We start from the raw sequence: 23,553 nt of genomic DNA, 5'->3' as shown, positions 1-23,553 counted from the left end.
TGGTTGCAACAACGTTTAGAGCTTTCTATAATTTAGATGTATACCCTAGGCATTTTTGAGTCCTGCCTCCGACGAGCATAGCGAGAGGAAGGCATCAAAGAACCGCTTAGTCATCCCATAACGAATAATCAATAAGAAGACACCAAGAGCTTTAAAATCCTAGCGGATTTACTCTAACTCAATCTATACCTAACTCTTCGATATTTCAACGACTTTTGAGGTGTTCTGATTTTGAAGCGGAGCCATACGACGGCGGGAATTTGCAAGTATGCTACTGCCTTGGATGTGGCTTATCTTGAGATGAAAAACATGTCCTTTGGCAATCAGCCGTCCACGGATTTGTATAAGAACAGTAGGGCGGATTTGCACACTATCCATTCGGTTGAGCCACAAGCCGAGTTTTTAAATTTTGATTATTATTTTTCTTTTCTCAATAAGCCAAATTTAAATATTTGGCGACCTCGAAATATACCCAAACCTTTTGGTTAAGCCACCAATTGCCCTATTGTTTTTATACTTTGTTAGGCAACGTATTTATTCCGTCTGCCTATACATTTTATATCTTACTTTCATTTCTTGTTCTACACCTGTACTATTTCCGAAACCACGTATTTTTTTTAGCGTTTCTTCATAATTTGGATGTAAACCACCTTCACAAACTATGTCGTGAATTTCATCTTTAAAAATCAATACGCCACGTTGATAAATATGAATTATTAAAACATCGGTATTATAATATTCCACACTATTTTTTCGTCGAACATAGTTGTAGCCAGTCAGACGCTCATTTGGAAAACCGTATTTATCAGTCATCTGTTTAAAATCTGATATAATTTTAGACGCTCCATTTATCAGTTTATCTAAAGATAATTCTATTTTTCGAGTTCGCCAGTCGTGATAATTACTATTGAATTCTTTATCTCGGCTTATTAAGTCAAGTAAATCATCTCTTAATTCTGGTTTATAATTCGCAATGTAATAATCAGAATAGGTTTGAAAATCAGCGCTGAATTGCTCATACCAACTTGACTTTTTGTAATATCTAAAGTATCTCAAAGGAATTCCACCTTTTGCCAATCGGATAGCAATTTGCTCAGCCCATTTTTCATCATTTCGTTTTTTTGCAACCGAAAAGGCTAAATGTAAATCAGCACCTAAAGGATGGTCTGTTTTCGTAAAAGCAAGTTTTAAATTCTTTTCAGCGTCTTTGTAATTTTTGTCATTGTAATTTTTGGAAGCAATGTCAACTAAAGAATAATATTCCTCATATCCACAATCTTGGGCAAACAATTTTGCCGTAAAAATCAGAATTGTAAATATGAGCAGAATGTTTTTTTTCATATGTTGCCTAACAGGCCACTGCATAAAGCGAGTGCGGCTCCCGATAGCTATCGGGATTGCTGGTTTGCTTTAATTTGCGGTCTGGTTTGTTTAATCTAAATATACAATGAATTTTGGAGTTGTGCGCCGCGCGTAGAGCTTTCAAACCTGCCTCCGACGAGCGTAGCGAGAGGAAGGCACAACATTCGCTTTATGCTGTAGTTCTTGCCTCCGACGAGCATAGCGAGAGGAAGGCATCAAAGAATTGCTTAGTCACCCAATCACCGTTTATCAATAGAAAGACACCAAGAGCTTTAAAATCCTTGCGGATTTGCTCTAACTTGATCTATACCTAACTCTTCGATATTTCAATAACTTTTGAGGTGTTCTGATTTTGAAGCGGAGCCATACGATGGCGGGAATTTCCAAGTATGCTGCTGCCTTGGATGTGGCATATCTTGAGATGAAAAAAATGTCCTTTGGCAATCAGCCGTCCACGGTTGTGTATATGAAAAGTAGCGCTGAAAATAAGCGTTAACCTTTCGGATGAAACACAAGCCGAATTTTTAAATTTTACTAATTATTTTATTTTTTGGAATTTGTCAAATTTAAAAATTTGGCGACTTCCAAAAAATGCCCGAACCTTTCTGTTAGCAACGACTCGTGCTATTTTTTATATACGTTGTTACCACTCGTTTTTTATCCGATATTCTTCAATTCAGATATAAACTGCTGTCGTAGTTGTTCAATTCGATTTGCTAAATTCCTTCTTTCATTCAGCTCATTAATTTTGTCCTTATTATCTTTGAAAAATTCCGACTTTCGCTCGTATTTTTTCAATTCCTCCTCTTTTAGTTTTTTTAATCGGTCAAGAAATTTAGTTTGTAAACGACTTTCTTTATTAGTAAGGTCAGATTGTTGATAATAGAAATTCAGCAGATTTTGATAATTTTCAATCCAATCTTCTTTTTCTAATTCCGTTACAATTTCAAGAAAACTGTCTATTTTAAATTCCCCAATTTGATGTCCGTCACTCCAAAAATCCAGCGTTTTAGTTTCGGTTTGTTCAATATCTAAATAGTCATCAATAAATTTTTCGAGTTCCGTTTTTAGCTTTTCTTTTTTTTCTATTCCGTTCAATTGTAATTCATAATTCTTGAATTGGTTTGGCTCCAACTTTCTCGGAAAATGATTTGTATGAGTTAGTTTTAACTTTAATCCGCTTGAGTTTTTCTCGTCAACTATGTCGAGAAGAATGAAGTTTAAATTTGCACTAACAATTTTCATTTCAAATGTGTGGTAACAGGCCACTACATAAAGCGAGTGCGGCTCCCGATAGCTATCGGGATTGCTGATTTGCTTTAATTTATGGTCTGGTTTGTTTGGACTAAATATACAATGAATTTTGGAGTTGTGCGCCGCGCGTAGAGCTTTCAAACTTGCCTCCGACGAGCGTAGCGAGAGGAAGGCACAACATTCGCTTTATGCTGTAGTTGTGGCTGGTTGCAACAGCGTTTGAGCTTTCTATAATTATGATGTGTACCTTAGACATTTTTGAGCCCTGCCTCCGACGAGCATAGCGAGAGGAAGGCATCAAAGAACCGCTTAGTCACCCCATAACCCATAATCAATAAGAAGACACTAAGAGCTTTAAAATCCTAGCGGATTTGCTCTAACTTGATCTATACCTAACTCTTCGATATTTCAACGACTTGTGAGGTGTTCTGATTTTGAAGTGGAGCCATACGATGGCGGGAATTTTTAAGTATGCAACTACCTTGGATGTGGCTTATCTTGAGATGAAAAACATGTCCTTTGGCAATCAGCCGTCCACGGTTCGTATAAGAAATCTTAGGGCAGATGATCGTTACTGCATTTCGATTTGACACTAAGCCAAATATAAATATTTTGGATTTATCTTTTCAAACGTAAATGTCAAATTTTATATTTGGCGACCTAGCAAAAAAACAACAACCTTTTGAAAAAATTTAACCTGCCCTATGTTTTTTATATAGTGTTGTAAAGCGTTTTTATTTTTTTAGAACCATAACTTATTATCAGTACTAAAGTTATAAAGGTCAATAATTTTATTGTCAAATTTAGAGCCAAATTGTTTGTTACAAAACCAAACTCATTATCCATAGACCAAGAACTTGGTAAGTAATCTCTATGAATTGTTGTAATCAGAATAATTATCCTTTCAAATGTTAGAACGAACATAAGGCTTGTTAATATTCTTAAAATCAATTTTTTTGAAATCTTTTTTAAACGAAAGAGTTGAGTCAATATCAGCCAAAAAATATTTTGTCCCCAATAGTAAAAGCTGTAATCCGAATAAAAAATTCTATCTATATAATCAATTTTATCTAGTTCATCATTTAGTTCAAAATACCAAAGAAAAGTACCAATTAACCATAAACTAAACCATATTATTCCACCAGAAATTATTGCATTCACAGCATATTTATCGAATTTATTTAGCAGAGTTATATCTTTAGAAAATCTAGTCGTTATAAAGTAGATTATTGAATAAAATCCAAAAGTATAGAATAGATCTATTCTTAAAACATTACAAAAATCAAAAATATAGTTTATCAATTTATTTTTTTTAAATGCTTTACAACAGGCCACTGCATAAAGCGAGTGCGGCTCCCGATAGCTATCGGGATTGCCGGTCTGCTTTAGTTTGCGGTCTTGTTTGTTTGATCTAAATATACAATGAATTTTGGAGTTGTGCGCCGCGCGTAGAGCTTTCAAAAATGTCTCATTCGCTTTATGCTGTAGTTGTGGCTGATTGCAACCACGTTTCGAGCTTTCTATGCTTTTGATGTATACCTTAGACATTTTTGAGCAGTGGCCTGTGGACGGCTGATTGGTAGGGTGGGAGCTTTAAAATCCTAGCGGATTTGCTCCTTCTTGATCTATACCTAACTCTTCGATATTTCAATAACTTTTGAGGTGTTCTGATTTTGAAGCGGAGCCATACGATGGCGGGAATTTCCAAGTATGCTGCTGCCTTGGATGTGGCATATCTTGAGATGAAAAAAATGTCCTTTGGCAATCAGCCGTCCACGTGATTGTGTATGGTTAGTTGCGTGGTTAAGCACCTAATTTAGCAAATAAATCACAGATAGAATATTCCGCAGGAATGTACGTAAGTCGGCAGTGACCAAGCAATTAATTATACACGGTGTTGTACGCAGTATTTTATGTCATTTGAAACGACATTTTAATATCATTAAAGTTCTTATTTTCTAAATCAGTTTTTGATAGTCCGAAATAATAAGTTCCACTTCCACCATATTTCGATAAATCAGTATTTGAGTCATCACAATCCAGTTGCAAGAGTAATTCATAAGTTTTTGACAACTCTAATATATCATTCCAACGTTTTTTATGTTCTGAACTTTCGGTTAAATAAAGACCTAATTCTTTTGAAGCGAATTCATAAACTACACTTGATTGGATTGACCTGTCGTATCCCAGAATTTGATGCATTTTATTTGAATCTTCATAAAGCTCTTCTATTAGATATTCATCGGTTGGTTGATAAAAATAAAAGTAAAAATCATCATATTTTTTCTCAAACTCGAATAGTTTATAATTCTCGTCGTCTGGTATTGTGTAAAATTGAAAATACTCGATTTCCGCTGTTTTGAATGTCTGATTATCTTCAAGGTCATTTGGGAATTCAGTTCGGATGATATTTTCAGTTTCGCTGAATATAAATTTATATGGCTGATTTATACCATTAAATTCTTTCCAGTCTTGGTCAAGGCTTAAAAAGACGTAAAAGAAACCTTTTTTCGGCAAGATGTTTTCTTTGTCAAATTTTGTTAATTCAGACAAATTATATTGAGCACAAAATAACATTGATTTATTGTCTGATTTAGGCCATTCAAAGTCTTTTGGTAAATCAGGTTTTCCACCAATTTTTGATTTTCCAACTTTTAGGTTTTTATCATTACTCGATTTAGTCCGAATTCCGACAGTTGGTCTAATCATTTTGATTAGTTTTTCTTTGTCGGATTTTTCGATTTCGATTTCTTCCGAATTCCGAATGAATGACTTGATTTTATCTAAATTATTTTTTCTGAAGCTGAACATTTATTTCTGCGTAATGTTTTTTTGGGATATTGCGTACAACAGGCCACTGCATAAAGCGAGTGCGGCTCCCGATAGCTATCGGGATTGCTGGATAGCCTGTATTTATTTGTTTATTAATTGATTCTTTAAATATACAGTTATTTGTGGTTTGTAGCCTTTAAATATTTTGATGCCAAAATTAAAGCGTAGATCATGATTGACCAGAATACTATGCATAATGTAGTGTTTAAAATTTTCTCATATTAAAATATTAATCGGAAATCAGAAGTATTTTCTTAAGACTTCTTTTTTTTTCTTTCATCACGTATAAACAGCACTAAAAAAATAAGCATGATTAGTAGTCTAATACCGCTTATCATTTTTTTATCTAATAAATCTTTTTTCGAGGGTAAATAAATTGCATTAACTCTTTCTGACCATTCTATGTTGTCGTTATAGATTATATCAACACTGTCACCAACTTTTTTTGTGGTTCCAATGAGTAGCAAGTAGGGTATTTCTATGAGGTTATAGGCTTTGCGATTTGTTGAAGTTTTATAATTGTACTCTACCCCTAAAAGGACTTTGTTATAAAAGTGTTTTCTTCCATAACTCTCACTAACAACCGTAATTTTTGCTTTTTTTCTATTCCAGTTTAGACTATCTGAAATTACCTTTTTCTCAATCAGATGTTCAAAAGTGTTTTCATGATAATTATCTTTTAATATTAGACCATCGGCAATCAAAAAATAAGAAAGAACTGCAATGATTAAAATGTTTAAAAGGGTTAATCTCATAGAATTATTTTAAATTTTGAGCAATGTGTCTTTTTATAACGCGAGTAAGTTATGCCCTATTAAAATTTCAACATCATTATAAAAATTATTTTTCTATTATGTATTCGCAATCATCACCATTATAAACGCATTTTGTAATGATATAAACCCAATTATCAGTTAGCTTTTCAGAATATGAATGTTCTACATAATAGCCTCTTTTGTTTAGTATTATACCTTTAGGTATATATAATAAACTATGTTTAATTGTGGTATCGCTTTTTGTTTCAGTTTTAATATTAGAAAAATTTATAACCTTGTCTCTACTAAAGTTGACTTCGTCTATTTTATAGGTATTTTTCTTCGTTTTAATTTCGGTTAATTTATACCAATATTTTACGTCGTTGGTATTTAGACACTTTTCAATTAAATGCGAATTTAAATAAACATAATTTCTGTCATTTATAGAAGTAGAATCACATTCACCATCTCTTGAACAGCCAAAAGAATAAAGCGTGTCAAGATTATCATGTATAAATTTTACCGATTTGTTCAACTGAACAATACTTGATTTTGTGAATTCAATTTTCTGGTATTCATTATTATCGCAAGAACTTTTAACACCGCAAGAACTTATCAAAAAGGTAAATAACAAAAAAGAAAATATTCGTATAGTTTTAGATTTAAATCGGTTCACAAGGCTATGGTGTTATTTTAGGGAAGCCTACAGTTTGTAAAAATTCAGTTTGACGATTGTTCATTATTTATCAGAGGTGTTTTTTTTGCTTGCTGCTAACGGCTGGGCTAAGCGTAGTGTGGTAGTAAGGAAACTTTTCGTTTCCGTCTATGCACAAAGCTAAAGCTTTTGGTTTCGCTTTTTCTTTTTTTATTCAAAGCTAAATCCCAAAGATTTAGCGACTTCATAAATATACACAGACCTTTCGTTTTTACCCTAAAGACCGCATTACGTTTAGGCTTTGTTGTGTTTAGTTTTTTTCAGCCTGCTTGCGACCTTATCTATTTCCAGTTCGTTTCTGAAATCCCATTGTTTTTTTCTATTTACAGGATTTTCAAATTCATCAAAATTATCATACAAGATTATTTTACGAACTCCATTTTCTAAAACTTCATTCGATTTACAATTACTTAATTTTATCCATTTATCTTCAGGTATGTAATCGTAATATTGTTTAGAAAAATACATTTCTGCACAAGCTCCAAACCATAATCTATCGCCAGTTTTTAACAAGTGTTGATGTGTTGGCATAGATTCTAAGTCGATAATGTATTTATCGCGCTCACTCATACTTCTAGGATTATCCAAGATTTTCACATAAGAAGGAATTTCCCCTAATCTTCTTATCCATGTTCTATACTTTTTAGAACGGCTTAAAATCATATCCAACTTACTATGAATGTGAGCATACAATATTTGGTTGTCAACTATGTCCAGAAGTTTATAGATAATGTCCTTATTTTCTAATGTCCCAAATACACGTAATGCTCCATTACTTTGCTGAAAACCAATAAACCTGTCGTCGTCTTCTTTTTCTAATTTTAATAAATCAAATTTGAAGTTTTCTTTATTATAATAAGCTTTAAAGAGTTCAAAGGTGTTGAAGGTTTTTTCAGCGTATATTAATTTTTCTAAATCAATAGTATATTCAAAAAAGTATGATTGAGGATTGAATAACTTGGATATTTCAGACGCCAAATCTATGAGTTTTGGCATTTGAAATTCTTTATTCAATCTTATGTTAAAACTAAGTTTTTTCAAATATTTTTCTATTTTTTGAAAATTAGACACAACAGGCCACTACATAAAGCGAGTGCGGCATTTTGCTGGATAGCCTGTTTTTTGTTTTTTAATTGATTGTCTAAATATACACTTATTTGTGGATCTGTCGCCGCGCGTAGAGCTTTCAAAAATGTCTCATTCGCTTTATGCTGTAGTTGTGGCTGGTTGCAACTACGTGTGAGCTTTCTATGCTTTTGATGTATACCTTAGACATTTTTGAGTAGTGGCCTGTGGACGGCTGATTGGTAGGGTGGGAGCTTTAAAATCCTAGCGGATTTACTCTAACTTGATCTATACCCAACTCTTCGATATTTCAACGACTTTTGAGGTGTTCTGATTTTGAAGCGGAGCCATGCGATGGCGGGAATTTACAAGTATGCTACTGCCTTGGATGTGGCTTATTTTGTCGTGAACTGCGAGCCCTTATGCAATCAGCCGTCCACGTGATTGTGTATGATTTCGTTGCGTGTTTCAGCAACTAAATTAGCAAATACAAACCGAATAGAAAATCCGCGAGGATTTTCGTAAGTAGGCGATAACTAGCAATGAATTATAAACGGCTTGTTTTTTAACTCAGTTCTTTGTTGGCAATAGTATTTTTTACGATTATTTCATTCAGTTTCTGTGCATCAGATTCCGCAATTTCATTTAAGTCAAATGTTACTATTTCTCCGCCATTTTTTGTGATAATCAATTTGTTTTCGTTCAGTTCGGTTTTCTTTATTTGGTCAAAACTCAAAGATTTCCCCATAAAAGAATTAATTCGAATTACTGCTCCTTTTTTATTCCATTGAATAGTATTTTTAAACCAAAATAATTTACTCCAATAAATTGCTTGTAATAAAAATCCGCTTGCACGTAAATATTTATAAAATTTTGGATTTTCAAATTCAATTGGTAATTCCTCTATAAAAATTAAAACCAGAGATAAAAGTATAATTATTATCCAATATTTATTTTTTCCTAAATTGTCAAAATGTATTCTTTTCATTTTTCCACTACTGTTTTAATTAATTTATAGGCATATAAAATTCCGATTAAAAACATAATTCCGCAAATCCAATATTCCGCTTTTGAATAATAACTTATTCCGCCAATTATTCCAAATACTGTCCACAATAGGTTTGTCAGAATTTCGGTTTTATTCAATTTGTTCATTTTTTTGTTCGTCTGTTATATTATTGCCAACAGGCCACTACATAAAGCGAGTGCGGCATTTTGCTGGTTTGCTTTAATTTGCGGTCTGGTTTGTTTGATCTAAATATACAATGAATTTTGGAGTTGTGCGCCGCGTGTAGAGCTTTCAAACCTGCCTCCGACGAGCGCAGCGAGAGGAAGGCACAACATTCGCTTTATGCTGTAGTTCTTGCATCCGACGAGTGAGGGACGAGCGAGAGGAATGCACAGGCGGAACCACATCTCGAGCTATCTATAATTTAGATGTATGCCCTAGGCATTTTTGAGTCCTGCCTCCGACGAGCATAGCGAGAGGAAGGCATCAAAGAACCGCTTAGTCATCCCATAACGAATAATCAATAAGAAGACACCAAGAGCTTTAAAATCCTTGCGGATTTACTCTAACTTGATCTATACCAAACTCTTCAATATTTCAACGACTTTTGAGGTGTTCTGATTTTGAAGTGGAGCCATACGATGGCGGGAATTTCCAAGTATGCTGCTGCCTTGGATGTGGCATATCTTGAGATGAAAAAAATGTCCTTTGGCAATCAGCCGTCCACGTCTCGTATATGAAAAGTAGCGCTGAAAATGAGCTGTTACTTTTCGGATTAAACACAAGCCGAATTTTTAAATTTACTAATTATTTTGTTTTTGGAAATTTGTCAAATTTAAAAATTTGGCGACTTTCCAAAAATGCCCAAACCATAGTGTTAGCAATGACTTGCGCTATTTTTTATATACATTGTTATGTGCAGGCTTTTACTCCTCTTTCAATTCAGTACAAATTAATTGATAAGCTGTATAGTACTCAATATCATCATACATATTCATTTCCATATGGTCCAATTCATTTAGCACTAATTTATTTTTCGCACATTTTCTTTTCAAACAACCTCCAAAAAAATCAAAATCCATTGGATTTCGCTTTGTAGCAATTTTTCCAAGTTCATAGTGATAAGTAACAGGTCTTTCTATGTCTGAGAAGCCTATTTCTTTGGTGTCAATAAATTTAATATCAAATATAGGTTTTTCTCTTTCGGATATATCAATCTGTTTTCTTGGCTCGAATAGCTCAATTGAATATTCTTTGGTTTCTTTTAATCCGTTTCTTAAATCTTTGTAGAATTTATCAATTAGGTTTTGATATCTTCTATGTTCATCTTTACGGGCATATATTTTTAATAGCGATTCTTTGTCGTATATGTATGTGTCTTTGAATATTGATTCATAATAGACCGAAGCTATATTCAGAATTTCATTAAAATCTTGTGAATCAACTAACCTCTCTACTTTTTCAATTTGTTTCGCAAAACTCAATAAAATACGTTTCAGTTTTGCAAGAATTTTATCGAAATAAACATTTAAAAATTCTTTGTGTCTTTCGACAATCTCTGGGATTGGAAATTCCATCGATTCAAACTTATAGTCATTGTCTTTGTGATACCTTAAATAAACAACTTTATTTTGACCTCCATTGTAACCAAATAAACAAGAAGAAATAAATTCTCCTTTGTATTTTCTTATTGGATGACCAACCAATTCATTCCTTATGTCTCTGTTTATATAATAGTTTGAATCTTTTTTTAAATCGCCTTTATCAATTCCGCATTTAAATATGTACAATAATTCTTCTATGAAATCTTGTTGTACATAAATACTCTGTAAAAGACTTATTTGGTTTGAAAATCGGTCAGAATGTGATTCCGACTCTTTATTGTCAAAAATTATATCAAAAGTATCTTGGAAATAGTCTAATATATCTCCGAAGTAATTGGTTTGAATTTCCGGTGTGAACTTTATTTTCCGTTTACAAAAGTCATATTCCCAAATGAAGTGATTCCATATATTAGCTATTCGGTCAAGTTTATAAGTTACTTCTTCTTTCAAATTTCAATTGGGATTTTTTTCAGCTTGCACATAACAGGCCACTACATAAAGCGAGTGCGGCATTTTGCTGATTTGCTTTAATTTATGGTCTGGTTTGTTTGATCTAAATATACAATGAATTTTGGAGTTGTGCGCCGCGCGTAGAGCTTTCAAAAATGTCTCATTCGCTTTATGCTGTAGTTGTGGCTGGTTGCAACAACGTTTCGAGCTTTCTATAATTGAGATAAATACCATAGGCATTTTTGAGTAGTGGCCTGTGGACGGCTGATTGGTAGGGTGGGAGCTTTAAAATCCTTGCGGATTTGCTCTAACTTGATCTATACCTAACTCTTCGATATTTCAATAACTTTTGAGGTGTTCTGATTTTGAAGCGGAGCCATACGATGGCGGGAATTTCCAAGTATGCTGCTGCCTTGGATGTGGCATATCTTGAGATGAAAAAAATGTCCTTTGGCAATCAGCCGTCCACGTCTCGTATATGAAACGTAGCGTGTAAATAGACGCTGACCTTTCATATTATGCACGAGTCGAATTTTTTAATTTTCTTTTTATCTTATTTTCTACAAAAGCCAAATTAAAAAATTTGGTGGACTTTGCAAATACACACAAACCTCTGGGAAAGCCCATAATAGCTATGTTTTATATACATTGTTAGCAACTGCCCTTTTTCACTCGAATATTGATTTGGTTGCATTAGTTTCTTCAATAAAAATCAACGAATCAAAATTTTTGATTAATTGAAGATAATATATATCCTCTTCCGATTCTTTTGCATAACCAATTAGCCTTGTAGGGGCGATTATTTCATCCGTGTTTAGTTCATTTTTTAAGTTCGTCATATCTATAATAAACGATTTGTTATTTATAGATAGTCTATTTTCCCAAAACAAGCTGTCGATAGGTTTAAATGATTCAGTTTTAAGTTTCTCCTTATAACTGTGGTCTCCGTTTATAAATTTTTCATCCATATACGCATAGCTGCCTTTCAATGTCGTAAGTCCAATTGTGTAATAATCGCTATTGAACTCTTTTTTTAAGTTTCTACCCATTATCCCTATTTCATTATCTGTGATAATTTCGTTTGAAATATGTGCGTTGTGAGCCCAAACAATAATTTTACTATTCGAATTTTTTGCTAAAAATGATATTCTATCTGCCATTATTTCATCTCGACTCTGAAATGGTTTTTGGTTTTTAATGTTCACATAGTTGATGTATGTGTTTTTTCCATTGAATAGAATTTCTCTGATTGATTTAGTTATTTTATTTGTAGTTTCTAAATAATTCTCAATTTCTAAGATGTTATTGTAAATAGAATTATTCACCTTGTATTCTTTTTTCAAATTATCAGTTGGACTTTTTGCAATATTGGATTCTAATTCTTGCAAAAGCTTATTTAACGTTTTATCATTTATTGGATTAATATTGTCTTTTAGTAGTTCATAGAAAACCCAATATGAATCGTCGCAACCTTTAAACTTAATGTTGTATTGGGTTTTATTTTCCTTGTACCATTGTAAGAAAGATTTCATTTCTTTGGTTTGATAAATTGAAAATAAGTGTTTTCGCATTAAACTATCTAAGGGTGTTTTATCCAAATCTTTGTTCAAAATTTCAATATCATCGTAAGGGTTTTCCAAAACTACAAGATTATACCCTTTTTCCTTTATTAGTCTTTTTGTTATGATTTCTCTAAGGCGATAAAATTCTGACGTTCCGTGTGTGCTTTCTCCAATTGCAACTATCTTTTTGTTGCCGATTTTTTCTATCAATGGGTCTAAACTACTACGCAGAGTTTCTTCGTTCGAAAAGTCTAATTTTCTTGTAGATTTTGATAATGCCGATTCAAGCTCGTTAGAATTATAGTTTTCTAAAGTTTTTCTTTCTGTTTCCTTTAATTCTTGAATGTCTTTACCATCAATTCTCACTTTGAAGTCATCGAACCAAGCGATTCCTTTTTTACCTAAAATTCCGCCTACGTAGATAGTTTTAGCATTAGATGGAAAAGGTAGTTTTATAGAATATTCTTTCCAATCACTTGTTCCTCTTATTTTTTGATTTTGCATTGATTTAAATGCTAAAGAACTTTTTTTTGAATTTCCGTCAATCCGCATTAAAAGCCCAACAAATCCTTTTACATTTTCGTATTTAATTCGACCAGAAAGTACAATGGTGTCTCCAACATAATTTGCTGGTATCCTATAAGTAATACAGCCAAATTTCCCTTCTTTATCGGAAACAACTTTCCCAACAGAATTGCCCTCGCTAATAATTTCTCCCGTTAAATTTTCAAAATTCCCCCACTTAAACCATCCTTTGGGCATTTTTTCTTTTTCTGGTTTAAAATCGTTAAAGTCTAAATTGTATTTATTTTGACTGTTAACAGCTAATGGAATTAAGATTAGAAGAACTAAAAAGTAAAATGTTTGTTTTATGAGTTTCATATTTTGGATGAATGTTTTTTTTGGGTTGTTGCTAACAGGCCACTGCATAAAGCGAGTGCGGCATTTTGCCGGTCTGCTTTAGTTTGCGGTCTGGTTTGTTTGATCTAAATATACAATGAATTTTGGAGTTGTGCGCCGCGCGTAGAGCTTTCAAAAATGTCGTATTCGCGTTATGTAATAGTTGTGGCTGGTTGCAACTACGTGTGAGCTTTCTATAATTGAGATATATACCCTAGGCATTTTTGAGTAGTGGCCTGTGGACGGCTGATTGGTAGGGTGGGAGCTTTAAAATCCTAGCGGATTTGCTCTAACTTGATCTATACCCAACTCTTCGATATTTCAATGACTTTTGAGGTGTTCTTATTTTGAAGCGGAGCCATACGACGGCGGGAATTTGCAAGTATGCTACTGCCTTGGATGTGGCTTATCTTGAGATAAAAAACATGTCCTTTGGCAATCAGCCGTCCACGTTGTTGTATATGGTTTGTTGCGTGTTTCAAGCAACTAATTTAGTAAATAATTACCGACCAAGAAAGTCCGCGAGGACTTTCGCAAGTAGGTAAGAAGCCAGCAATAAATTATATACGGTGTTCTACACCGTTTTTTCTTTCCGATATACATTTATTTCACTACTTGTCGCTGTAATAAAATATTCTCCATTGTATGAAAATCCATAAGCTCTTATTTCGTAATCGTGAAAGATTCTGAAACAATCTTTTCCGTCATCTTCTTTATATATACTTTTAAAATTCGGTTCAAATATTAAATCAATTATTGGCCATTCAGTCGCCATATATTGAATTCCATCTCCAAATTGATTCAAGAGTGGTAATCCACCACCACATAATCCACCAACTGATATTTTTTCATTCGCAAGTTTTCCTATTCCTATAGACCAAAGTTCGTATGAATTAAACCAATCAAAATCGTCATTATTATCTCTGTCAATTAATTCAAATTTTGAACAGTCAATTATTCCACGACCTTGACTTGAAACAACTAACAACAATTCAGGGAATTCTTTAGAAAATCCAACTTCGCTTAATCCTCCAACTGCAAATGTTTCTTTTTTCCAACCTGTCGGAATTTCAGATTTTATTGTTTTATCGACTAATTTTTGAAGTCTTAATCGATTTTCGTGTTCGTGATTATTGTTTTTATTGAAAAGTTTCATTGCGTTGTCAAATGGTGTAGAACGTATATATATACGCAAGTTACTAAAAACATATAAGTTATCATACCTGAAGTGGGTGTATAAACGAATGTTTTTACTTATATTGAGCAATCTCGATTTTCAACGTATAAACGAATGTTTGATAGCTTTAACACAATATTAACAGCAAAGCGATATAGTGACAGCACTGTAACCACTTACATAGGTTTGCTAGTAAGCTATCAAAATTACCTAGGTGACAGTCGTCCCCTAGACCGGCTTGACCCGTCATACCTTATCACAACACTAAGAGACTTTATTTTAAAAAAAGAATATACCTTCAACACTCAGAAGCAGCTCATAAGTGCCGTGAGCCTTTATTATAAAGAAGCGCTCAGGCAGGAGATAGATTTAAGCAGCTTGCGACCGCGCTCGCCACAGCGTGTACTGCCAGACATACTATCTACCTATGAGGTGAAAAGCATATTACACCATACCACAAATCTCAAGCACAAAGCGGCTCTCACTACTATATATGCACTGGGTTTACGTGTAGGTGAACTAGTAGATTTAAGGCTTGCCGCTATGGATAAAAAGCGTAACACTATTACCATAAAAGCAGCGAAAGGTAAAAAGGATCGCCAGCTGCCTTTTCCAGAAAGTTTAAAACCTTTACTTCGTCAGTATTATAAAGAATATAAACCCACAGATTATCTCTTTGAGGGGCAGTCTAAGCCGCAATACACTGCTGCAAGCTTACGTTCGGTTTTTAGAGCTAGTTGTAAGAAAGCACGTATCAAGAAGAAAGTAACGTTGCATAGTCTGCGTCATGCCTATGCTACTCATCTTATGGATAGTGGTACAGACCTCCGTATGATACAAGAGCTCTTAGGGCACAGTGATATTAAAACGACTATGATTTATACTCACGTGACAACAAGGTCTATGCAACAGGTTAAAAGTCCGCTAGACTTTTTATAACAACCTCACATTTTCGCGAAAGCGTACTACACCACATCAAGAACTTATATAAAACAAAAAAGGCCTTCTAATAAAAGAAGACCTTTTTGAGCCGATGGAGGGACTCGAACCCACGACCTGCTGATTACAAATCAGCTGCTCTAGCCAGCTGAGCTACATCGGCATTGCGGGTGCAAATATAATAGCATTTATTATATATGCAACCCTTTTTTTTAAAAAAATTATAGCTTATTAATACGGTCTATAAGTGCCTGTCCTTCCTTCTCAAGATCTACACGTACAGCCACTAGATTTTTACCTCTATTCTCTACTTTACGGTCGTTTACTTTTGTAATTAAAGTGTCAAAAGTTGCGATAGCATCATCTATAATCGCTTCACTTTCCTTTCTGTCTGCCTTAGGATTAAGTGCTTCCCAAACATATACTGCGTCAATGATGTCACCTAGTACAAAATTGATATCCTTTTTTAAATCTCTAATATTTGCCATTGTTCTAATTTTGACTGCAAAAGTAGTTTAATTTATAATCATGAACCTTACATTTTTATGTAAAATCACATCATGCTTGTAATAGTAAGTACGATCTTAAATGTGCTTACTGTTTCTTGCGTTCCTCTATAAGCTTCTTGAGCTGCTTCCCGTATTTAGAATTTCTAGTTTTTCTAGGGAAAGTCTTATATAAAGTATCTAGATACGGTGTAGTAGCATCTGGTATCTGGGTCATCACAAGGTAAGGAGCAATCTCAAGTTCCTTGTTTGTTGTTGCAAAGTTCCCCGTGTATAGATACTTTCTTTTAAGTAGTTGCTGTAAAGAATCATCATAAGCAAGAATCTCTTCTTGATCATCTCGCTGTCTAGCGTTAAAAGAACCTTTTATAAGATCAAGATTCTTATCATTAAACTGCTTGTTCATATTCTTAAACTGCGTCCAGTGCATCTGGTTCTCAGATCCTGTTACAGCAGCAAATCCTTCAAAGTTTTTAAGAGAAGTAGTGATATTAATAATACCAGCCTCTGCAAAGAAAGGAATACGGTCATCATACCCAGACTCATCTGCCTTATCAAGGTGTAAGTAATACACCTCTGGTTCTTTTACATCAAGTATAAACTCAAATTCTGGCTCACCATCTATTAGTAGCGAGTCTAGATTTACAAGCATGGTGTCTTGTATATGCTGTACATATAAAGTTCCTTTTTTAAGACCTTTTACCGTCCCAGTGACTGTAAGATTTCCTGTTTTTGAACAAGAGACCATCAAGATGCTTAATAAGAGAATGTATACTATTTTATTCATAATTGGTTTTAATTATAGACGGCAAATATGCTACTATTTTACATATAATACTAGCCCGCAGCTGCCATTTCCATTAAAATTGTACAGAGTATCGCACCATAAGTTCCCACCACGTAGCCAAAAACGGCTAGCAATACACCTACACTAGCTAGCGACGGGTGAAACTCTGCGGCGACTATAGGAGCAGAGGCTGCCCCGCCCACGTTTGCCTGGCTTCCCACAGCAAGAAAGAAAAAGGGAGATCTTGTAAGTTTTGCTACCAGTATGAGAAGTCCCGCATGTATCCCCATCCACACAAAACCTATGGCTATAAGCCCTGGATTTTCAAAAATAGTGGTGAGATCCATTTTCATCCCTATACTCGCAACGAGTATATAAATAAATACACTGCCTATTTTACTAGCACCAGCACCTTCGTAGTTTTTGGCTTTTGTAAAAGAAAGTAAAATCCCTATCGCAGTTGCAATCGTGACCATCCAGAAAAAAGTAGAGCCAAAGGATGCAAGCGCAGATTCCTTTGGGATATCAGAAAATAAAGCACTCATACCACCAGCTCCCCAATGTGCAATACCCACTGCGCCAAAGGCAAGCCCCACCATGACCATAAGATCAGAAAGCGTAGGGTTTCTCTTAACCCCTTCGGCAAAGGTGGAGACGCGTTCCTTGAGCGTTTCTATCGCACTATTATCTGCATTAAGCCATGTATCTATGCGCTTACTCTTACCTATACCTAGTAATAATATCGCCATCCATACATTTGCCACCACAATATCTACCAGCACCATACCTCCGTACTTTTCTGGATTGTATTTATAAATCTCAAGCATCGCAGCTTGGTTTGCGCCACCGCCTATCCAGCTTCCCGCTAGTGTAGAGAGACCACGCCATATCGCATCTGGTCCTGCGCCACCTACTGTTTCTGGTGATACGGAAGAGATGAGAAGTATCGCCAGCGGGCCACCTATCACAATCCCTATCGTTCCTGTAAAAAACATGATAAGCGCCTTAGGACCTAGGTTTACAATTGCCTTAAGGTCTATACTAAGCGTCATAAGCACCAGCGACGCCGGCAGCAAGTAACGACTCGCCACATAATAGAGTTGGCTACTCTCTGCATCTATCAGTCCCAGGCTATTAAAAATCGCAGGGATGAGATAGCATAGCAGTAGGGCAGGTACAATGCCATAAAATTTGCCCCAGAAGCCTGTCTTCTTACTCGAGGTATAAAATATAAATGCAAGTGCAAGCGCAATGAGGCCAAAAACGATGGCGTCATTTGTAAAATAAGGTGTGTTTTCCATAATAATGTGGGTAATTACGCTTTCGCGAAAATGGGATCACTTTCACTTCGAGAAGCATAAAAAATAAACTAAGGCTTACCGCCAAAGGAATCCGAAAATACCAAAATCCCTATAAATATAACCAGTAAGTAAGTTTTAAATTAATACTCCGGAAGCGAGGAGCAAAGGTGGTATCTGTAAAATAGTTGTCATTATACACCAAAAATAAGTCTGAAAGTGGGGCAAATCGCCATTGCAAGCGTGAGTTAACCCCAAAGTTATCTTGCAAGGTGCTGTATTGCACAAGCGTATTCCAGAACAGGTTTTTACTAAAGGTAACATCTACCCGCGGGCTTACAAGCCAGATACGATTATCTGCATAAGGAGCTGGGAGGTCTATCTTATCATAGCGGGCGTTTATTCCTAGCACAAGTTTAGGCTGCAGGCGCAAGGTGGCTTCTGCTCGCAAGGTGAGTATCTCCCCATTAAAAAACTCGCCATAGGTAGTATTTGCCGTGTAGTAAAACTTCTTGCGCTGGTCAGATTTGTACTCCACCTCTAGATTGGTATAACGGTACTCGCTTCCTTCTGGTAGTTCTAGTCCGTCAGATCGCGATGGATCAAAGCTATCAAAGAGTTTTGTGTAGCGCGTTCTAGGTTTTGCACTCAGGCTGCTGGTATTTTTAAATTGTGCTTCCCACTGTGGCGAGAGCGTGCGGTCGCCTAGGGTAAAATCGACTTCTGGCCGCCATACAAAGAATGAGTTTAAAGAAAATATATGCCTATTGATTGGTCCCCCTTTCGGGAAAAAGAGCCTTTCCAGTTTACTGAAGTTTCTAAAGATATCTTTACGAGGTATAAAGCCAAGCTCTGAGTTGAAATCTTCATTTACAAATAGCGTAGCACTCGTCGCGCGCCAGTTGTTTTTATTGTACTCCATACGCGCTCCACCAGAGTAATCCTTACTATCAATACCTGGAGTAAAGGATTTATGGAGGTAAAATTTACCATTCCAGCTATTGTCTTTATTGGCTAGGTTATAATCAAGACCTATAAGTCTGTTGTATTCTTCATCAGGTTGTACAAAGGTAGCATCACTGGTATTCTGCTTGTTTACAAAAATGGCACTTATGTTTGATCTGCTAAAAACGCTGTGCTGTAAGGCAACCACCGTATTATTAGTCGCCGCAATCTCAATGGGTTCATCATTTTCTGTTTGCATATTGAGAATACCTACGCGTAGCTTGTTTGTCAGTTTACCGCTCAAGCGGGCACCTGCCACAATATTATTCTGTACCGTGTTCCCATCAAGATCTTCGGCTATGCCTATGCGCCTCGAGAAAAAAGGATTTGCCGCCCCGGGATCACCAAAATCTGCAAAGAGGTCACTATTTTCTATAAAAAACTGCCTGCGCTCAGGTAATCCCACCTCAAAACGAGAGAGATTTGTAATAGCATTATCTACCTCCACTTGGGAGAAGTCTGGATTGATAGTAACATCAAGATTAAGACTGTTGCCTATTGTAAAGCGAGCATCACCGCCCACCTTGATCTCGGTAAAGTTATCGTCTAGTTCTCTGTCTTGTCCAGCAATGGCATTTACATAAGGAATTATAGAAATAGGACTTTTTGAGCTACCTAGCGGTTTCTCAAAAACCATATCTCCCATGTAAGCGAGATTAAAAATATTCTGATTCTGAGGGATTTGTATCCACGTATTGCGGGAGTTATCTTGGGTGTCAAACTGGTAGCTATTAAAACGCCAGCGGGTTTCTCCTTCCCTATATTTAAAAGCGCTCATCGGGATTGCCCACTCACAAACGTAGTAGCCGTTATGTACCGTGGTTTCTCCCACCCACTTGGTATCCCAACTAGTGGTAAAACCTCTTAAATCTTTTCCGCCACCAGATACTAGTGCTTCCCTGCGCACCCCAGCAGGGTTGGAGCCAAAAAGAAATGCGTTATTACCATCATTAAAGGTGTCAAACATCAAGGTGATATTGTCACTCCCGCCAGCTCTAAAGTCACGGCGCAACGATGGGACTATATAATCGTTGCCCTGCGCATAGACTTTGATGCCTACATACAAGGTTTTGTCATTATATAAAAAACGTATCTCAGACTGATAAGGAGCCTGTATGGTATCTGTAGGGAAGTATTGCCAGAAGTCTGTTGCTGGGACTGCTTTGTTCCAGGCAGTTTCATCAAGTACACCATCTATGGTAATAGGTGTTTCTATAAAGGAGACACCTACTTCTTTGGTTTGAGCGTAGTGCGCTGTACTTACTCCAGCAAGGAGTACACAGAGTAACAATTTATACATCAGGCATGGTTAGTTCCCCCGAATGTATCAAAAAAATGTCTTGTATGCGATAAAACTTAAGAACCTTTTAGCCACTTCTCACGTAGAACTTGCTCTAAGCCATCGTCGTACGTCTGTAATTCTACCAGTGTTGCCTGCGGAGTTTGTGGTGTGATAATCGTTCCAGAAAGTTCCACCTCTTCACCATCTCTTTGTACCGTCATAGTAATAGCGTCGCCTACCTTCCAAGTGTTTGATATCGTGATTAAGTCGTTTACATTAGAAAGATCATAAGCAGTTCCATTTACTGCGGTAATCACATCATTCCCTTGTACGCCCAGCGCAGTGAGAAATGTATTGAGGTTTCCTGGTAGTACATAAATAGTATTATCATCATTGTTTCCATTAATATAAGGACGTTGCTTTCCTAATAAGAAGCCTGTATCTACTAGCGTAGTGCTATAATCAAGTCCTACTAGGTCAAAAAAGTCTTTGTACTGTATTGGTTGGGTACCTATCACGTGATTTGTAAAAAATTCGCCCACATCAGGGTAGGTGAGTTGGGTGATTTGTGGAATAAGATTACTGTCTTCAAAAGGTCTGTGAGGTCCATATTGATACGTAAGCTCCTTCATAAGATCAAGAACACCACGCTCGCCATCACTGTTTTTACGCATAAGTATATCAAGACACATCCCGATAAGAGCTCCTTTTTCATATACGTTACCATAATTTGATGCATATGGCTCTTCAAGAATGTTTGCACTCATCTTAGTAAATGACATGGCATCATCATATCTTTTTGCATTACTTATTTTTTGAACGAGTGTGTTGTAAAAATCTTCTGGAGTAACGAGTCCTTGCTGCACTTGGAAGTGCTGTGCAAAGTACTCCGTAATTCCTTCATACATCCACAAGTGCATGCTCATCTCAGGATCATTGTACTTGAATTTGTGTATCTGCGTAGCATGTAAATTAAGCGGAGTCACGATATGAAAAAACTCATGTGATACCACATTTACCATGGCGTCATCAAGATTTTCTTGAGGCATAGACTCTGGAAGTACCACCACCGTAGAGGTATGATGTTCTAGCGCTCCTAGATCTTGTGCATCATCTGCTTCGCCTGTGGTAAGGTATAGTAGGATGGTATAACGATCTGTTGCATTAAAACTACCTAGATAGTTCTTTTGCGCTTTTATCATACGCTCTATATTGGGCTTAAGGCTTGACGCTTTTACCGTTCCAGTAGGACTGTATACACTAAGCTCAATCGTAATATCATCTATAGTAAATACCTCTTTGTTAGGTACATTGTACATGATAGGATTATCGACAATGTCAAAATATCTATCGCCTTTGTAAGTATCTGTAATTCCTGTATTTCCAAAATCTTGCGCTACATAGAGTGAGTCTGCAAAGCGTGGAAGACTAGTAGTAGCCTCCATAGCTTCTGGTCTATTGATATCTACATAATAAGGCATTTCCTCTTGGTCTTTAAAGTACCCAAGAATTCCATGTAAATTGAGCATAAACTGCTCGTTTTCTTTAAAATTGGTCCCCGCAGGAGAAAAAATAGTGTGTTCTGCTTCTACGTCATAGGTATCATTTACATAGTAGTCTATGTAATCTAGGTTACGTGCATTTTTAATATCCCACGTATTATCTGAGGTTTTGGTGACCTTAAGCTTTTTTCCAAAAGTACCGTAAGCAGCAACACTATCTATAAACTTACCATAATCATCATCAGAGTAAGTACCCGGTACTGTTTCAGGAATGTAAAAAGTTGCTACGTCCTTATATATAGGCGCAGGTTGTACACGAACTTTAATACGATCATTGCTCAAGCTTACAAGATCTATGGCACTACGGGTTAGTTTGTTTTTTTGAGTAGCTAGATTAGAACTAGCAAGGGGCTTATTGAGAACATCACAGCTTACTATAAGTATAGAGCAAGCAATAATATAATAGATCTTTTTCATCTTGAAAATTGTAAACATGAGTGACTGTTAGTAGTCAAATGTAGTAATTCTATCTTATCTATAAATTTTGATAGGTTCTAGTGCGTTGTGATAAACCCAGCAACGGTACTTATTAACTCTTTAGCTAGAGGAAGCTTCGTATTATTATAAGACTTTGTGTTTTCTAGATCGTCACCATCTATAATTCTAAGCACATGATTCATGCCTTCTATAATAGCAAGAGTAGCTTCACTATTGCCTTCTTGTAATAAAATAGCTTCTTGCTTGGAGGTCTGTATGTCGTTTGTACCATTAATAATAAGAGTAGGGATTGTAAGTTTGCCTATTTCAACTTTAGGATCGTATTGCATCCAGCTTGCCATAAACGGCTGCACAGATGGACGAAAAATAGAGGTAAGTGCAGGAGAGTAATCTGTGACACGTCCTTCTTTTTTAAGAGTACTAAAAGCGTGAATAGCTTTATCCTTAAGATCTGGCATTTGTAATCCTATTTGATGGATGATTGTCTGGTCTATAGATTGCCCAGAACCCGCAATTGAAATAAAGCCTTGTACATCGGCACGCTGTGCAGCTACCATTCCTATGAGCGAACCTTGTTCATGACCTATTACATATAATTCTTTAAAACGTCCTTGCTGCTTTACATAATCAATGGTAGCAACAGCATCTTCTATAAACATATTAAAATCTAAACGCTCCTCTTGCAAGGCGTTTTTCTTTAATAGGGTGAGTGTACGCTTGTCATATCTTAGGCTTGCAATACCTTCTTTGGCTAGTGATTCAGCCAGAAGTTTAAGACTATTATTACGCATCATTTGCTGGTTACCATTGCGATCTGTAGGGCCAGATCCAGGAATGATAATCGCAATTTTTGAGGTAGGAACTTCAGGAGTAAGTAAAGTGCCATAGACCATGTCACTTATACGCACATCACTGCTTCCTCCATATTCTTGTGCGATGAGCCCTTGTTGTATAAGCCCAATAAGTATGAGGGTAAAGATTAATTTGGTTCTAGTGAAAAAAGTATATGTAATCATAAGGATGTTTATTATTGCCATGATAAAGATAGTGT

At 35.8% G+C, this 23,553-nt stretch carries 17 protein-coding genes and 1 tRNA gene; 1 reads left to right on the top strand and 17 read right to left on the bottom strand.

Features of this window, described 5'->3' with window-relative positions; all coding sequences use genetic code 11:
* Positions 1-534: 534 nt before the first annotated feature.
* From DCS32_RS00410 to DCS32_RS00360, 10 genes are all read right to left on the bottom strand, one after another.
* Positions 535-1,341, bottom strand: coding sequence for a hypothetical protein (locus DCS32_RS00410; RefSeq protein WP_162533560.1), 807 nt, complete (start codon positions 1,339-1,341; stop codon positions 535-537).
* A 678-nt stretch (positions 1,342-2,019) separates the two neighbouring features.
* Positions 2,020-2,607 carry a hypothetical protein gene (locus DCS32_RS00405; protein ID WP_108876504.1) on the bottom strand — a complete coding sequence of 196 codons (588 nt, stop codon included), beginning with the start codon at positions 2,605-2,607 and terminating at the stop codon, positions 2,020-2,022.
* Between the two features lie 720 nt (positions 2,608-3,327).
* On the bottom strand, positions 3,328-4,164 hold the full coding sequence (locus tag DCS32_RS00400) for a hypothetical protein (RefSeq protein WP_108876503.1): 837 nt from the start codon (positions 4,162-4,164) through the stop codon (positions 3,328-3,330).
* 363 nt (positions 4,165-4,527) lie between these two features.
* The gene (locus tag DCS32_RS00395; protein ID WP_162533559.1) at positions 4,528-5,325 is read right to left on the bottom strand and encodes a DUF1963 domain-containing protein; all 798 of its coding nucleotides are present in this window, start codon (positions 5,323-5,325) and stop codon (positions 4,528-4,530) included.
* A 377-nt stretch (positions 5,326-5,702) separates the two neighbouring features.
* Positions 5,703-6,203, bottom strand: a complete 501-nt coding sequence (locus DCS32_RS00390) for a hypothetical protein (RefSeq protein ID WP_108876501.1) — start codon at positions 6,201-6,203, stop codon at positions 5,703-5,705.
* 949 nt (positions 6,204-7,152) lie between these two features.
* A complete protein-coding gene (locus tag DCS32_RS00380) occupies positions 7,153-7,914 on the bottom strand; it encodes a hypothetical protein (protein ID WP_162533558.1) in 762 nt (253 codons plus the stop codon).
* Between the two features lie 634 nt (positions 7,915-8,548).
* Positions 8,549-8,971 (bottom strand): hypothetical protein, encoded by a 423-nt coding sequence (locus DCS32_RS00375; protein WP_108876498.1) that lies wholly within the window; start codon positions 8,969-8,971, stop codon positions 8,549-8,551.
* Positions 8,972-9,918: 947 nt separating this feature from the next.
* Entirely contained in the window at positions 9,919-11,046 is a 1,128-nt protein-coding gene (locus DCS32_RS00370; RefSeq protein ID WP_162533557.1) for a hypothetical protein, read from the bottom strand.
* A 668-nt stretch (positions 11,047-11,714) separates the two neighbouring features.
* On the bottom strand, positions 11,715-13,490 hold the full coding sequence (locus DCS32_RS00365) for an erythromycin esterase family protein (RefSeq protein ID WP_162533556.1): 1,776 nt from the start codon (positions 13,488-13,490) through the stop codon (positions 11,715-11,717).
* Between the two features lie 592 nt (positions 13,491-14,082).
* Complete coding sequence (locus tag DCS32_RS00360; protein WP_108876496.1) at positions 14,083-14,664, bottom strand: hypothetical protein; 582 nt, start codon at positions 14,662-14,664, stop codon at positions 14,083-14,085.
* A gap of 135 nt (positions 14,665-14,799) precedes the next feature.
* Here DCS32_RS00360 and DCS32_RS00355 point away from each other — a divergent pair, with 135 nt between their 5' ends.
* Positions 14,800-15,624 carry a tyrosine-type recombinase/integrase gene (locus DCS32_RS00355; protein ID WP_108876495.1) on the top strand — a complete coding sequence of 275 codons (825 nt, stop codon included), beginning with the start codon at positions 14,800-14,802 and terminating at the stop codon, positions 15,622-15,624.
* Between the two features lie 89 nt (positions 15,625-15,713).
* Here the strand turns inward: DCS32_RS00355 and DCS32_RS00350 are convergent.
* The 7 genes from DCS32_RS00350 to DCS32_RS00320 all read right to left on the bottom strand — a co-directional run bounded on the left by DCS32_RS00350 (position 15,714) and on the right by DCS32_RS00320 (position 23,518).
* Positions 15,714-15,787: transfer RNA gene (locus DCS32_RS00350), tRNA-Thr, on the bottom strand.
* 58 nt (positions 15,788-15,845) lie between these two features.
* Positions 15,846-16,112: a hypothetical protein gene (locus DCS32_RS00345; RefSeq protein ID WP_013751747.1), complete on the bottom strand. Its 267-nt coding sequence runs from the start codon at positions 16,110-16,112 to the stop codon at positions 15,846-15,848.
* 106 nt (positions 16,113-16,218) lie between these two features.
* A complete protein-coding gene (locus DCS32_RS00340; protein ID WP_108876494.1) occupies positions 16,219-16,917 on the bottom strand; it encodes a DUF4369 domain-containing protein in 699 nt (232 codons plus the stop codon).
* Positions 16,918-16,967: 50 nt separating this feature from the next.
* A complete protein-coding gene (locus DCS32_RS00335) occupies positions 16,968-18,218 on the bottom strand; it encodes a DUF819 domain-containing protein (RefSeq protein ID WP_108876493.1) in 1,251 nt (416 codons plus the stop codon).
* Between the two features lie 109 nt (positions 18,219-18,327).
* Entirely contained in the window at positions 18,328-20,520 is a 2,193-nt protein-coding gene (locus DCS32_RS00330; protein ID WP_108876492.1) for a DUF5916 domain-containing protein, read from the bottom strand.
* Positions 20,521-20,576: 56 nt separating this feature from the next.
* Positions 20,577-22,481, bottom strand: coding sequence for a peptidase M61 (locus DCS32_RS00325; protein WP_162533555.1), 1,905 nt, complete (start codon positions 22,479-22,481; stop codon positions 20,577-20,579).
* Between the two features lie 77 nt (positions 22,482-22,558).
* Entirely contained in the window at positions 22,559-23,518 is a 960-nt protein-coding gene (locus tag DCS32_RS00320) for an alpha/beta hydrolase (RefSeq protein WP_162533554.1), read from the bottom strand.
* Between the last annotated feature and the right edge of the window lie 35 nt (positions 23,519-23,553).

It is taken from the genome of Dokdonia sp. Dokd-P16 (assembly GCF_003095655.1).
GTDB lineage: Bacteria > Bacteroidota > Bacteroidia > Flavobacteriales > Flavobacteriaceae > Dokdonia.
Note: the sequence above shows the minus strand (reverse complement) of the source record. Positions and strands in the feature narration are given on the sequence as shown.